The sequence below is a fragment of the Empedobacter sp. GD03861 genome (assembly GCF_029840885.1).
In the GTDB taxonomy this organism is placed as follows: Bacteria; Bacteroidota; Bacteroidia; order Flavobacteriales; family Weeksellaceae; genus Empedobacter; species Empedobacter falsenii_B.
Genome location: NZ_JAOCDJ010000031.1, coordinates 14,153 through 28,060 on the forward strand (window position 1 = coordinate 14,153; position 13,908 = coordinate 28,060).

The following is a 13,908-nucleotide window of genomic DNA, read 5'->3' on the forward strand; positions in this document are numbered from 1 at the left end:
TTTAATGATTAAGAAATTTATTCTTTTAGCACTTTCTTTTATTGCAATGGTAGCAATTTTTTGTGGTATTCATTACGCAATTGTTGAGCATTATAATTTTAGCGAAAATCCGCTAATTGTTCCAAAAATGTATTTAATAATTGGATTAATTACATTAATGATTTTGCAAGTTGGTTGTTTTGTGAAGATAAAATTTCCAGAATATGTTGGTTTTGCCTTTATGGGAGGGATGATTGCGAAGATGGCAATTGTATTAGCATTGATTGTTGTGAATGAACAAATTAAATCAAATGTTGTACAATTAATTATAAGTTATTTTGTAATTTTGCTAGCCGAAGTTTTAGTGTTTATTCGCTTAATTAATTTAAAGTTAAAAAAAGTTTAATGATTTTTAGCATTTGACTTTGGTAAGTGGTTAATTTACTATAATTTTGCACGCAATTTAGAAACAAAGGAATTATACATGAAATTTTCAGCGTTATTAGCGTTTTTATTACTTTTCAATTTCGGATTTGCCTCTACAGCGGTTCCGCACGAAAGTCTTCCAAAAACGTTTGAGGAGTTAATTAAAAGTGAGCAAGTAAAAAGTCAAGAGGAAGCTGCTAAAGTGAAATCTGGCGAATCTACATTTAACCCAGTGCCAGGTATCATGCACCACATTGCAGATGCACACGATTGGCATTTATGGGGAGAAGGAGAAAAAAGTGTAGGAGTTGCATTACCTGTTATTTTATGGGATAATGGTTTACAAGTTTTTATGTCTTCTAAATTTCACCACAACGAAGCGGTTGTTGAAAGTAACGGAAACTACTACATCAACTACCACGAAAAAATCTACAAAACAGATGCGCAGGGTACAATCAAACCTCACGTAGACGAAAAAGGAGCTATTCATTTAGAAAATGAAAAACCATTAGATTTTTCTATTACGAAAAATGTAACATCAATGTTAATCTCTTTCGTGATTTTAATCTTAGTTTTCTTTGCAGTTGCATCAAACTACAAAAAAGGAAATATGGTACCAAAAGGTATTGCAGGATTCATCGAGCCAATTATTATTTTTGTTCGTGATGAAGTAGCAATTCCAAATATCGGTGAGAAAAAATATGCGAAATACATGCCATATTTATTAACGTTATTTTTCTTCATTTGGATCAACAATTTATTAGGATTGTTACCAGGTGCAGCTAACGTTACAGGTAATATCGCAGTTACATTTGTATTAGCATTAATCGCATTAATCGTAATTAATTTCTCAGGAAACAAAGGTTACTGGGGACATATGTTATGGATGCCAGGTGTACCAGTTCCAGTAAAATTAATCTTAGCTCCAATTGAGTTAATCGGGATTATTACGAAACCTTTCGCTTTAATGATTCGTTTATTTGCGAATATTACAGCAGGTCACATTATTATTATGTCTTTAATCTCGTTAATTTTTATATTTCAAACAGAAGCAATGTCTGCTGGATCTATTCCTTTAGCATTATTTATCTACTGTTTAGAATTATTAGTAGCGGCATTACAAGCATTTGTGTTTACTATGTTAGTTTCATTGTTCATAGGAACAGCAGTAGCAGAACACGATCATCATTAAGAACAAAGAAATATAAAAATAATTTTTTAATAATTAAATACAATTATCATGACAGGAAGTATTGCAGCAATCGGAGCTGGTTTAGCAGTTTTAGGAGTTGGTTTAGGTATCGGTAAAATCGGTGGATCAGCTATGGAAGGAATCGCTAGACAACCAGAAGCGGCTTCAAAAATTCAAACAGCTATGATTATCGCAGCAGCCTTAATCGAGGGTGCAGGTTTATTTGGTATCGTAGTTGCGTTATTAGGTAACGGATAATATTTGAATTTAAATTAGCTTCAGTAACGGTTGGTTGTTGAAGCTAATTCATTAAAAAATTAATTAGAAAATAAAATTTAATACATACACACAATGGATTTAATTACACCTTCAGTTGGTCTTATTTTTTGGACTGCGGTAGTTTTTATCATCTTATTAGTATTGTTAAGATCATTAGCATGGAAACCAATTTTATCTGCTGTTAAAGATAGAGAACAATCTATTCAAGATGCATTAGACGCAGCTAAAAAAGCGAAAGAAGAGATGGCTTTACTTAATGCTCAAAACGAGAAAATCTTAAAAGAAGCTCGTGCAGAACGTGATGCAATCTTAAAAGAAGCGCGTGAAATGAAAGAAAATATCATCAACGAGGCGAAAAATTCTGCATCTGTAGAAGCTAACAAATTAATTGAGAACGCAAAAGCAGCTATCCAAAATGAAAAAGTATCAGCTATGGCAGATATCAAAAATCAAGTTGGACAGTTATCTATTGAAATTGCTGAAAAAATATTAACGAAAGAATTAGCAGATAAAACTGCTCAAGAAGACTTAGTTAATAATGTTATTGATCAAGTTAAATTTAACTAAACATGGCAGGATTCAGAGCAGCACAAAGATACGCTAAGAGTTTGATGCAATTTGCTAATGAAACTAATCAAGCAGATGTTGTATATGCTGAAATGAATGATGTGTGCAAAATAATTAAAGAGAGTGATGATCTAAAATCATTTTTAAATTCTCCAATTATTGAAGCGAGTAAAAAAGAAGTTGTTTTAAAAGAAATTTTTAAATCTTTTTCTAAAACAACGAACACATTTATTTCATTAGTTGTAAAACAAGGACGAGAAAATATCTTGTCTAAAATAGCAGATCAGTTCATTGCAAATTATAATCTTGCAAATAATATTGTAACAGCAGAAATTACTTCAGCTGTTCAGTTAGATCAAAAAACAATAGATAACATTGTTGCAAAAGCAAAACAAACTTTAGCAGCAGGTAGTCAAGTAAATGTAGTAAATAAAATTGATGTATCTTTAATCGGTGGTTTTATCTTGAAAATAGGTAATACTCAAATTGATTCATCAATCAAAACAAAATTAGCTACATTAAAAAAAGATTTTTCAAAATAAAAATACATTCCTAAATTTTAAATATTTCAGAAATGCCAGAAATAAATCCAGCTGAAGTTTCAGCTATATTAAAACAACAACTATCTAGCTTTGATTCAGCAGTTGAATTAGCAGAAGTTGGAACCGTTCTAACTGTTGGGGATGGTATTGCTCGCGTTTACGGGTTAGACAATGCTCAATACGGAGAATTAGTAGAATTCTCAAACGGATTAGAAGGAATGGTACAAAACCTTGAAGAAGATAACGTAGGTATTGTACTTTTCGGACCTTCAAAAGGAATTAAAGAAGGGGACTCAGTAAAACGTACAAACAGAATTGCTTCTATTAACGTAGGAGTAGGAATGTTAGGACGTGTTGTAGATATGTTAGGAAATCCTATCGATGGTAAAGGACCAATCGAAGGACAATTATATGAAATGCCTATCGAGCGTAAAGCTCCTGGAGTTTTATACCGTCAACCAGTAAACGAACCATTACAAACAGGTATCGTTTCTATTGACTCTATGATTCCAATTGGACGTGGACAACGTGAGTTAATCATCGGTGACCGTCAAACAGGTAAAACTTCTGTTGCTTTAGATGCAATCTTAAATCAAAAAGAATTTTACGATAGAGGTGAAACAGTTTTCTGTATTTATGTTGCAGTAGGACAAAAAGGTTCTACAGTAGCTGGTATTATGAAAACATTACAAGACCATGGTGCTGATAAATATACAGTAGTAGTTGCTGCAAATGCATCTGATCCTGCTCCAATGCAAGTTTATGCTCCAATGTCTGGTGCTGCTATTGGTGAATTTTTCCGTGACTCTGGTCGTCCAGCATTAATTGTTTATGATGATTTATCTAAACAAGCTGTTGCTTACCGTGAGGTATCTTTATTATTACGTCGCCCACCAGGACGTGAAGCATATCCTGGAGATGTATTCTACTTACACTCTCGCTTATTAGAGCGTGCTGCTAAAGTTATTAAAGATGATACAATTGCTGCTCAAATGAATGATTTACCAGAATCAATGAAAGGTATCGTAAAAGGTGGTGGTTCTTTAACTGCATTACCAATTATTGAAACTCAAGCTGGTGACGTTTCTGCATATATCCCAACAAACGTAATTTCTATTACAGATGGACAAATTTTCTTAGAGTCAGATTTATTTAACTCAGGTGTTCGTCCAGCGATTAACGTAGGTATTTCTGTATCTCGTGTTGGTGGTTCTGCTCAAACAAAACCAATGAAAAAAGTATCAGGTACATTAAAATTAGATCAAGCTCAATACCGTGAGTTAGAAGCTTTCGCTAAATTTGGATCTGATTTAGATGCAGCTACAATGAGTGTTATTGGTAAAGGTGAGCGTAACGTAGAGTTATTAAAACAAGCTGTTAACTCTCCAATTCCAGTAGAAGAACAAGTAGCAATTATATTTGCAGGTACTAACGGTTTATTAAGAAACGTTCCTGTAAATAAAGTTAGAGAATGGCAAGCAGATTTTGTTGATTTAATGAAAAACAAATATGCTGATACTTTAACATCTATCCGTTTAGGAAAATGGACAGATGAAATTATAGAGGTATTGAAGAAAGTTGTTACAGAAACAACATCAAAATATTAATAAAAATAAAATAAAAGCTTAGAAATTAGTTTTTAAGCTTTTATTTATCCTTCATTTCAAACAGAATTTTATGCCAAATTTAAAAGATATACGTAACCGTATTACTTCTGTAGGTTCTACTATGCAGATTACTAGTGCTATGAAATTAGTTTCTGCTGCAAAATTAAAGAAAGCTACGGATAATATTGTTCAGTTACGTCCTTATGCAGATAAATTACGTGAACTTTTACAAAATGTAAGTTCTACTTTAGAAGCTGAAGTAGGAGGTGCATTAACAGAAGAGCGCGAAGTTAATAAAGTACTTTTAGTCGTTATTAACTCAAATAGAGGTTTATGTGGAGGATACAACTCAAGCATCATCAAAAAAGTAAATGCGTTATTAGCTGGCGAATTAGCAAGTAAACACGTAGAGATTTTAGCAATTGGTAAAAAAGCTAATGATACTTTTAGTAAAACACAAACTATCTATAAAAATGCATCAAGCATTTGGGATAATTTAAATTTTGCAGATGTAGCTGAAATTGCAGACGATTTAGTAGAGAAATTTACTGCAGGTGACTTTGATCAAATCAGAATTATCTACAATCAATTTCAAAATGCAGCTGTTCAAATTGTACAAGACGAACAATTTTTACCAGTCGTTTTAGAGAAAACTGAAGAAGAAGCAAACAATTCAGCAGAGTTAGATTATATCTTCAACCCTTCGAAAGAAGAAATTTTAAGAGACTTAATCCCTCAAACGTTGAAAACGCAATTATTCAAAGCCGTATTAGATGCTAACGCTTCTGAGCACGGAGCACGTATGACTGCAATGCATAAAGCAACAGACAACGCAAGCGAGTTACAAAAAGGATTGAAAATTCAATACAATAAAGCTCGTCAAGCTGCTATTACAAACGAGATCTTAGAGATCGTTGGTGGTGCAGAAGCATTGAATGTGTAAGAACAAAGACTTATATTATTTTAAATAGAAAAGCAACTTCATCTCGAAGTTGCTTTTTTTATAATGTTTACTTTAGATTATAAAGAAGTAATAAAACTTTTAATAGATTCTAACAATTGTATTTATCATTCAGAATAAAAATCTATAAAACACTTTTGAATAATTAGTCTTTAACATATTATTGAAGAAATACTTCTACTTAGTTATTACTTTATTCAGGATGATAATTTTTGTAATCATATATCTAATTAGAATTCTTATTAGTTCAATCTTATTATAAGTTAGAATGAAATAAATTATTTCCTCAAGACATTTCAATAAAAATATCAAGTGATTTTACCTAAAACCTAAGGAGGTTTTAATTAAAACGTCTCGACGTTTTATATCAAACAAAAAGTCCTAAGCAATGCTCAGGACTTTTCTATTGTTATAATCGAAACTTAGTTTCTACTTATTTCATTTGAAATAATGGGCGAGAAGACATAAACTCATTTACACGATCTGCAACTCCATCAATGATTTCTTCGTTATCAATATTCATTAATACTTCATCAATCAAGTCAGCAACAGTTTGCATATCCGCCTCAACCAACCCACGAGTTGTTACAGCAGCCGTCCCCAAACGAATCCCCGATGTAACGAAAGGAGATTTATCATCGAAAGGAACCATGTTTTTGTTACAAGTGATTTCAGCCAAAACTAAAGCATTTTCAGCTTGTTTTCCAGAAATACCTTTGTTACGTAAATCGATTAACATACAGTGATTATCTGTACCTCCAGAAACAATGTCATAACCTTTTGCAACTAATGCCGCAGCCAAAGCCTTCGCATTCTTCACAACTTGTATAATATAGTCCATATAACCATCAGATAATGCCTCTTCAAAAGCAACAGCTTTAGACGCGATTACATGCTCTAAAGGACCACCTTGTGTACCAGGGAATACTGCTCCGTTCAAGATTTGAGACATCATTTTCACTTCACCTTTAGGAGTTTTTGCTCCCCAAGGGTTCTCAAAATCTTTCCCCATCATAATGACTCCACCACGAGGACCACGTAAAGTTTTGTGAGTTGTCGTCGTTACGATATGACAATGAGGCATAGGATCGTTTAAGATTCCGCGGGCAATTAACCCAGCAGGATGCGAGATATCAGCCAATAACAAAGCACCAACTTCATCAGCTACCTCACGAAATTTAGCATAATCTATGTCTCTTGAGTAAGCCGAAGCACCACAAATTATCATTTGAGGCTTCTCTTTACGAGCAGTTTCTGCCATAGCTTCGTAGTCAATTCTCCCCGTCTCTTTGTCCACTCCATAAAAAGAAGTTTGGTAAGTTAACCCAGAAAAATTAACAGGAGAACCGTGTGTTAAGTGACCTCCGTGAGATAAATCGAATCCTAAGATCTTGTCTCCTGGTTTCAAACACGCTAAGTAAACAGCTGCATTTGCCTGAGAACCTGAGTGAGGTTGCACGTTTGCATACTCCGCATTAAACAACGCTTTCAAACGATCAATTGCAATAGTTTCCACTTCGTCTACAACTTCGCAACCACCGTAGTAGCGCTTTCCAGGATAACCTTCTGCATATTTATTTGTTAAAACAGAACCCATCGCGCGCATTACGTTGTCCGAAACAAAGTTTTCTGACGCGATTAATTCAATTCCATTCAGTTGTCTTTCTTTTTCTTCTTCAATCAAATCGAAGATTACATCTTGTGCCATGTTTTGTTTGTATTAATTGTGTTTCAAATATAAGCTTTTATCATTAGAATTTCTAACTGATATATTCGCAATAACCTAAGAATTATGAAAACAATTTTTCTTATCATTTGGGCGTTCCCTTCGGGCGGGCTATCCGTTGCAATCTTTGCTTTGCAACTCCGCTATCGCTTCGTTTCACGCAAAGGATTTCCACTACTATCCCTAACGCATCTCGAGTTATGAGTAATAAGTTCTAAGTTTTGAGTAATAATATTTATACTTTTTTCAGAATCATACCTTATTAATAATTAAAAACCAATTTACTTATTCAAAAGAATTTCAAATGACCTTTCAATAAAAAGGTGTAAAAAAATTGAAGAAATTCGAAGCGATAAAAAGATTTAACCGATAGGTTTTTAAATCTTTTCGCGTAGAATGAATCATTTCCAGCCGATTTATTGAGGTCTTGATTTTTTTGTTTCGTTTTTTCATCAAGGAAAAAATGAAAGAAAGTTTACTTAGTTATTGAGAATTTATTTCAAGAGTCCAATTAATAAGCATTTTGAGATTCTTCATTTCGCTGAAGCTTCATTCAGAATGACAGAAATTGTCTTTCCGAACTTGTCGAGGAATCTCAATATAAAATAAACCAAAAAATTCAATATTTCTAATTTCTAAACCAACCAACTATCAAATTCTCTCATTAAATTTACAGCATGAAAAACCCTACTTTTTGCATTGGTTTAATGTCTGGAACTTCGTTAGATGGTTTGGATATTTGCTATGTCCGATTTGATGATAACCAACATTTCGAAATTTTACTTGCCGAAACTATAGATTATTCATCTGATTGGCGAAAAAAACTAACAGAAGCTTTTCAATATTCGGCAATAGATTTATGTCAATTAGATGTAGAGTTTGGTTATTTTCTTGGGGAGAAAGTAAAAGAATTTATTCATAAAAATAAGATTGGAAAAGTAGATTTTGTTGCATCTCACGGGCAAACTATTTTTCATCAACCGCAGAAATCATTCACTTTGCAAATAGGAAAAGGTGCAGCAATTGCGTCGCGTTGTCAACAAAAAGTGGTGTGTGATTTTAGAACACAAGACGTTATTTTAGGAGGACAAGGAGCGCCTTTGGTTCCGATTGGAGACGAATTATTATTTTCTAACTATGATGCTTGTTTAAATCTTGGAGGTTTTTCTAACATTTCGATGAATAGAAATGGAAAACGTATTGCTTTTGACATCTGCCCGATTAATATTGTCTTGAATCATTTTGCAAAACAACTCGGGTTTGAATATGATAAAAATGGAGAATTAGCAGAACAAGGATATATTAATACTACATTAGTTGAAGAATTGAACCTTCTGAATTTTTATCATCAACCTTTCCCAAAATCATTAGGTTTTGAATGGGTAACAGATGAGTTTTTAACAATTGTTGATAAGTACGATATTTCTATCGAAGATAAGCTGAGAAGTTGTGTGGAGCATTTCGTAATTCAAATTAAAAATACCTTTGCTTTATACGATATCAACAATGTGTTGATAACTGGAGGAGGAGTTCGAAATTCATTTTTTATCAATCGTTTACGAGAATTATCAACTGTTGAAATGATCATTCCAACTGATAATTTAATTGATTTTAAAGAAGCTTTAATTTTTGCATTCCTTGGTTATCGTCGTGTTTATAACGAAATAAATTGTTTGGCATCTGTAACAGGAGCGAGCAAAGACCATTCGTCTGGAATTATATATAATCTATAAAATCTATATAATTAATAGAGTTTAAAAATATTTTATTTACATTTGTTCGGTAACAAAGAATAAATGCGATATGAAATATTCGAAAAATAAAGATGTTATTTTACTTCATGGCTTATTTGGAAGCCTTAGTAATTGGGGAAATGTTATCAAGAATCTTGAAGAAAATTACAATGTTTATACACCAACTTTTCCTTTATTTTCTACTCATTTCAAAAGAAATTCACTTCAAAATTTAGTTCAATTTCTAGAAAATTATATTAAATCCAATAAAATTGAAAATCCAATATTAATTGGAAATTCTTTGGGTGGACATATTGCGTTGTTATATGCGTTGGCGCATCCAAATTTGGTTGATAAATTGATTTTAGCAGGAAGTTCTGGTTTATATGAAAACAATTTACAAGCTTCTTTTGTACGTGTGCGAGATTATGAGTATATCAAAAATAAGGTAGAAGAAGTTTTTGAAACAAAAAATGTTGTTACAAAAGAATTGGTAGATGATGTTTTTTCGACCGCTAATACGCCTACAAAAGCTTTGTCTATAATTTCGATTGCGCGAGATGCAAAGCGACAAAATTTGAAACATCTTTTACATAAAATAGATCAGCCAGTTTTGTTAGTTTGGGGAAAACAAGATATTGTGACACCGCCAGATGTTGCTGAAGAGTTTTTTGCACATTTACCTAATGCAAAATTAGCTTATATCGATCATTGTGGTCATGTGCCGATGATGGAGCAGCCGATACTTTTTAATCAACATATTAATCAATTTTTAAGTGCTTAAAAATGAATCATCCCGAGTATTTAGCTTTTGCTTTATCAGCTTTTTTTCTTTTTTTATGGCTTGAATATGTAGTTGTTAAAAAGAAGAAATTAAAGAATATCTATAAATATGAAAGTTCAGTTTCTAATATTTCAATAGGAATTGCAGAACGATTATTGAATCTTTTTATTACGGCAAGTTTTTACAATTTGTATGTTTGGATTTACGAAAATTATCGTCTATTAGATATTTCAAATGCTTGGTGGATTTGGGTTGTGATGCTTCTAGCGACAGATTTTGTCTGGTATTGGTATCATCGTTTGGGACATGAAGTCAATATTTTTTGGGGAGCCCATATTGTGCATCATCAATCCGAAGAATTTAATTTCACGGTTGCGGCACGTATAACGACTTTACAAGCAATTGTTCGCAATGTATTCTGGTGTATTTTGCCTTTTATTGGTTTTCATCCAAATTTAGTAATGACGATTTTGGTGGTTCATGGCGTGTATTCTTTTTTTACACATACGCAGATTTTGGAGAAACAAAAATGGCTCGAATATATTTTTATAACGCCTTCTCTTCATTGTGTTCATCATGCTTCTGACGAAAAATATTTGGACAAAAATTATGGAGATGTATTTGTTTTTTGGGACAAATTATTTGGTACTTTTCAGAAAGAAGAAGAAAAACCCAAATATGGATTAACTCATCCTATCAATAGTTACAGTTTTTTGTGGCAACATTTTCATTATTATTTAGAGTTGTACGAGGCTGCTCGAAGAAAATCATCTATTAAAGAAAAATTGACAATATATTTTGGTAGTCCAGCGGTTATGGATCAGGAAATAAGACCAATTATTGAAAAGAAATGGATGTCTAAGAATAAAGTGAATAGTTATCATTTCAAATACAAAGGTTATATTAATTTACAATTGATTTTATCGTTTTTTGCGATGAGTATTCTAACATATTACTTTGATCAATTTGATAATTTAACCAAAGGTTTCTTCGTTGTATTTGTCTTGATTACATTAATAAATATTGGTGCACAATTAGAACAAAAAAGATGGGTACCGTATTTAGAACATATTAGATTTTTAGTGTTTTGTAGTTTTTTTATCATTCAATCTCATAATTATTTCTTGCTGATTTTACCTTTCATATTTGTTTTTATCATCGAAAAGATGTTTAATTTTAGCAATTGGTATCAAAAAAGTATTTTAAAGATTATATAAATGATAATTTAGGTCTTATTGTTTCGTTTAGATTAGGCGGTTAAAAACGAGTTCATTATTTTTACCAAATTAAAAAAAATAAAATGATTGTTTCTAAACTTTTTAACCAATTTTTTCATAGCCAAACTTCTGGCGGAATTACTTTAATTTTCTGTACACTATTTTCGTTAATTGTTGCCAATTCAATGTTTGCTGATTCTTACCAAAGCCTTTGGCATTTGGATCTATTCGGGCATTCTTTTGCACATTGGATCAACGATGGATTAATGGCTATTTTCTTTTTCTTAATCGGATTAGAATTAAAACGTGAAATGCTAATTGGAGAACTTTCCAATGTAAAGAAAGCAATTTTACCCATTTTTGCTGCAGTTGGAGGTATGTTACTTCCTGCTGGAATTTTTGCTGCTTTGAATTACGGAACTGATACCATTAATGGATTTGGAATTCCAATGGCTACTGATATTGCATTTGCCGTTGCAGTGATTACAATGTTAGGTAAAAGAGTACCAATGTCTTTAAAAGTGTTTTTAACGGCACTTGCAGTAATTGATGATTTAGGTGCTATTTTGGTGATTGCATTATTTTATCCTAATCCTGAGTTACCTTTTGATATTACTCAATTTGGGATTGCAATGGGTGTTTTAGCTTTATTATTTGGTTTAAATCGAATGAAGGTGAATACAATCATACCTTATATAATTGGTGGAATTATTGTATGGTGGTTTATGTTACACTCAGGAATACACGCAACAATTGCAGGTGTTTTAGTGGCTTTTACAATTCCTTTTAATAAAGATCAATCCAAATCTCTTTGTGCAAAAGCAGAACACTTTTTACATTTACCAGTTGCCTTCATCATTTTACCATTATTCGCTTTAGCAAATACAGCAATTACTATTGATGGTGGAGGATTCTCACATTTTAGTTTCCCGTTAGCAGCTGGAATTTTCTTAGGTTTAGTAGTAGGTAAACCAATTGGTGTAACCTTAGCGACTTTTATAGCTGTAAAATTGGGATTAAGTGAATTGCCAACAGCTGTAAACTTTAAACGTGTTTTTGGTGCAGGAATGTTAGCAGGAATTGGTTTTACAATGTCTATTTTCGTATCGATTTTGGCGTTTAAAGATCCTGATTATGTGAATGAAGCTAAATTAATGATTCTTGTAGCTTCGGTAGCTGCAGCAGTTTTTGGATTCTTTTATTTAAAAAGAACTTTAATGACTCGTCAGGATTATTCAGATTAATTGAACAAAATATTCATCATATCAAGTCGATTTTTTCTTCGGAAGAAATCGACTTTTATTTTATCCCTGCGTATCTTCGTATAAATTTTTGTACAAATGAGAACGTATCAAGAAACAATCGATTGGTTGTTTACAAATTTACCAATGTTTCAACGTGTTGGAGCATCAGCAATGAAAGCAGATTTAACAAATATTACAGCTTTATGCGAATATATGGGAAATCCTCAAACTAAATTTAAAACTGTTCATATTGCAGGAACAAATGGTAAAGGAAGTACGTCTCATATGTTGGCTTCTATTTTTCAGGAAGCGGGGTACAAAACAGGTTTAACAACTTCTCCACATCTCAAAGATTTTCGCGAACGAATTCGTGTAAATGGAGCAATGGCTGATGAAGAATTTGTGATTGATTTTGTAAATAAGCACGAACAAAAAATTATAGATCAAAAAGCGTCTTTTTTCGAAATTGCAATTGCGATGGCTTTTGAATATTTTGCACAACAAAAAGTAGATATCGCGATTATAGAAACAGGTTTGGGCGGACGATTAGATTCCACGAATATTATTTTACCAGAACTTTCTGTTATTACGAATATAGGTTTGGATCATACACAATTTTTGGGTGATACGTTGGATAAAATTGCTTTTGAAAAAGCTGGTATCATAAAACCAAACACAGCGATTGTAATTGGTGAAACAACAGCAGAGACAAAATCAGTTTTTGAACAAGTAGCGAAAGATAGAAATGCAGAAATCATTTTTGCAGAAGAAAAACATTTTCAAGATTTGCCTTCAGATTTGAAAGGATCTTATCAAATTAAAAATAAACGTACTGTTTTAACCGCTATTGAGCAATTGCAAAAACAAAATTGGGCGATCTCCCCTGAAAATATTGCGAATGGCTTATTGAATGTTGTAAAGAATACAAATTTGCGTGGACGTTGGGATATTTTAGGACAACATCCATTAATTGTTGCTGATACTGCGCATAATCCACATGGTTTAGCAGAAGTTTCAAAACAAATAAATGAGCAAGCTTATAATCAATTGCATTTGGTTTTAGGATTTGTGAATGATAAAGATGTTTTATCTATTTTAAATTTTTTTCCAAAAAAAGCAACCTATTATTTCTGTCAACCAGATGTTCCTCGAAAATATGATATCGATGAATTGTATAAAATAATTCCAGAAGATATTACCGATAAACACTTTTTTGATACAGTAGAAAAGGCATTAATTGCAGCAAAATCAAATGCAACAGAAAATGACATGATTTACATTGGGGGTAGTACTTTTGTTGTAGCTGAGGTTATTTAATTCTAGAGTATAATAAACATTGATTAGCATAACAACGATAACAATAATTACTATCAACTAAAAAAGGAGAACCTCATGTTCTCCTTTTTTTTGATTCTGTCACTCCTATTTTATAAAAGAGCTTCTTTATAGAAACTTAATTATGATGTCATCAGCATCGTATCCATTATATTATTAACTATACTGAATAAATTATTCTCGCTTTGCGACAATTCCTCCCGAGTAGTTAACTATAAAGTATCCCTTTTTCTTTTCTTTTTGTTAAGAAAAGCAAAAGGTCTAATCATTTTATGAAGTTAAAAGGCATTCTTGAGTAATTAACAAGTTTAATTTT

General features: G+C 32.2%; 13 protein-coding genes. 12 read left to right on the forward strand and 1 reads right to left on the reverse strand.

Annotated features, from left to right (window positions below; all coding sequences use genetic code 11):
• Positions 1-4 precede the first annotated feature (4 nt).
• The 7 genes from N5D03_RS11880 to atpG all read left to right on the forward strand — a co-directional run bounded on the left by N5D03_RS11880 (position 5) and on the right by atpG (position 5,535).
• The gene (locus N5D03_RS11880) at positions 5-385 is read left to right on the forward strand and encodes a hypothetical protein (protein ID WP_114997874.1); all 381 of its coding nucleotides are present in this window, start codon (positions 5-7) and stop codon (positions 383-385) included.
• Between the two features lie 78 nt (positions 386-463).
• A complete protein-coding gene (atpB, locus tag N5D03_RS11885) occupies positions 464-1,597 on the forward strand; it encodes a F0F1 ATP synthase subunit A (RefSeq protein WP_280051783.1) in 1,134 nt (377 codons plus the stop codon).
• A 48-nt stretch (positions 1,598-1,645) separates the two neighbouring features.
• Positions 1,646-1,855 (forward strand): ATP synthase F0 subunit C, encoded by a 210-nt coding sequence (gene atpE, locus N5D03_RS11890; RefSeq protein ID WP_013598300.1) that lies wholly within the window; start codon positions 1,646-1,648, stop codon positions 1,853-1,855.
• A gap of 93 nt (positions 1,856-1,948) precedes the next feature.
• The gene (locus N5D03_RS11895) at positions 1,949-2,443 is read left to right on the forward strand and encodes a F0F1 ATP synthase subunit B (protein ID WP_280037235.1); all 495 of its coding nucleotides are present in this window, start codon (positions 1,949-1,951) and stop codon (positions 2,441-2,443) included.
• A 2-nt stretch (positions 2,444-2,445) separates the two neighbouring features.
• On the forward strand, positions 2,446-2,985 hold the full coding sequence (gene atpH, locus N5D03_RS11900; protein ID WP_125350590.1) for an ATP synthase F1 subunit delta: 540 nt from the start codon (positions 2,446-2,448) through the stop codon (positions 2,983-2,985).
• 32 nt (positions 2,986-3,017) lie between these two features.
• A complete protein-coding gene (gene atpA, locus N5D03_RS11905) occupies positions 3,018-4,592 on the forward strand; it encodes a F0F1 ATP synthase subunit alpha (protein WP_280051784.1) in 1,575 nt (524 codons plus the stop codon).
• A gap of 70 nt (positions 4,593-4,662) precedes the next feature.
• The gene (gene atpG, locus N5D03_RS11910) at positions 4,663-5,535 is read left to right on the forward strand and encodes an ATP synthase F1 subunit gamma (protein ID WP_280051785.1); all 873 of its coding nucleotides are present in this window, start codon (positions 4,663-4,665) and stop codon (positions 5,533-5,535) included.
• Between the two features lie 451 nt (positions 5,536-5,986).
• On the opposite strand, the gene glyA is transcribed toward atpG, so the two are convergent.
• Positions 5,987-7,261, reverse strand: a complete 1,275-nt coding sequence (gene glyA / locus N5D03_RS11915; protein WP_280051786.1) for a serine hydroxymethyltransferase — start codon at positions 7,259-7,261, stop codon at positions 5,987-5,989.
• A gap of 695 nt (positions 7,262-7,956) precedes the next feature.
• On the opposite strand from glyA, the gene N5D03_RS11920 reads away from it, so the two are divergent.
• The 5 genes from N5D03_RS11920 (at position 7,957) to N5D03_RS11940 (ending at position 13,574) form a co-directional block, all read left to right on the forward strand.
• Positions 7,957-9,012 carry an anhydro-N-acetylmuramic acid kinase gene (locus N5D03_RS11920; RefSeq protein WP_280051788.1) on the forward strand — a complete coding sequence of 352 codons (1,056 nt, stop codon included), beginning with the start codon at positions 7,957-7,959 and terminating at the stop codon, positions 9,010-9,012.
• A gap of 70 nt (positions 9,013-9,082) precedes the next feature.
• On the forward strand, positions 9,083-9,796 hold the full coding sequence (locus N5D03_RS11925; protein ID WP_038335162.1) for an alpha/beta hydrolase: 714 nt from the start codon (positions 9,083-9,085) through the stop codon (positions 9,794-9,796).
• Positions 9,797-9,798: 2 nt separating this feature from the next.
• Positions 9,799-11,013, forward strand: a complete 1,215-nt coding sequence (locus N5D03_RS11930) for a sterol desaturase family protein (protein WP_280051789.1) — start codon at positions 9,799-9,801, stop codon at positions 11,011-11,013.
• Positions 11,014-11,096: 83 nt separating this feature from the next.
• The gene (gene nhaA / locus N5D03_RS11935) at positions 11,097-12,257 is read left to right on the forward strand and encodes a Na+/H+ antiporter NhaA (RefSeq protein ID WP_280051790.1); all 1,161 of its coding nucleotides are present in this window, start codon (positions 11,097-11,099) and stop codon (positions 12,255-12,257) included.
• Positions 12,258-12,353: 96 nt separating this feature from the next.
• Positions 12,354-13,574 carry a folylpolyglutamate synthase/dihydrofolate synthase family protein gene (locus tag N5D03_RS11940; RefSeq protein ID WP_221854230.1) on the forward strand — a complete coding sequence of 407 codons (1,221 nt, stop codon included), beginning with the start codon at positions 12,354-12,356 and terminating at the stop codon, positions 13,572-13,574.
• The last annotated feature ends 334 nt before the right edge of the window (positions 13,575-13,908 follow it).

Coding starts and splice junctions, on each gene's coding strand:
- N5D03_RS11880 (WP_114997874.1), top strand. CDS start 5: ATGATTAAGAAATTTATTCTTTTAGCACTTTCTTTTATTGCAATGGTA.
- atpB (WP_280051783.1), top strand. CDS start 464: ATGAAATTTTCAGCGTTATTAGCGTTTTTATTACTTTTCAATTTCGGA.
- atpE (WP_013598300.1), top strand. CDS start 1,646: ATGACAGGAAGTATTGCAGCAATCGGAGCTGGTTTAGCAGTTTTAGGA.
- N5D03_RS11895 (WP_280037235.1), top strand. CDS start 1,949: ATGGATTTAATTACACCTTCAGTTGGTCTTATTTTTTGGACTGCGGTA.
- atpH (WP_125350590.1), top strand. CDS start 2,446: ATGGCAGGATTCAGAGCAGCACAAAGATACGCTAAGAGTTTGATGCAA.
- atpA (WP_280051784.1), top strand. CDS start 3,018: ATGCCAGAAATAAATCCAGCTGAAGTTTCAGCTATATTAAAACAACAA.
- atpG (WP_280051785.1), top strand. CDS start 4,663: ATGCCAAATTTAAAAGATATACGTAACCGTATTACTTCTGTAGGTTCT.
- glyA (WP_280051786.1), bottom strand. CDS start 7,261: ATGGCACAAGATGTAATCTTCGATTTGATTGAAGAAGAAAAAGAAAGA.
- N5D03_RS11920 (WP_280051788.1), top strand. CDS start 7,957: ATGAAAAACCCTACTTTTTGCATTGGTTTAATGTCTGGAACTTCGTTA.
- N5D03_RS11925 (WP_038335162.1), top strand. CDS start 9,083: ATGAAATATTCGAAAAATAAAGATGTTATTTTACTTCATGGCTTATTT.
- N5D03_RS11930 (WP_280051789.1), top strand. CDS start 9,799: ATGAATCATCCCGAGTATTTAGCTTTTGCTTTATCAGCTTTTTTTCTT.
- nhaA (WP_280051790.1), top strand. CDS start 11,097: ATGATTGTTTCTAAACTTTTTAACCAATTTTTTCATAGCCAAACTTCT.
- N5D03_RS11940 (WP_221854230.1), top strand. CDS start 12,354: ATGAGAACGTATCAAGAAACAATCGATTGGTTGTTTACAAATTTACCA.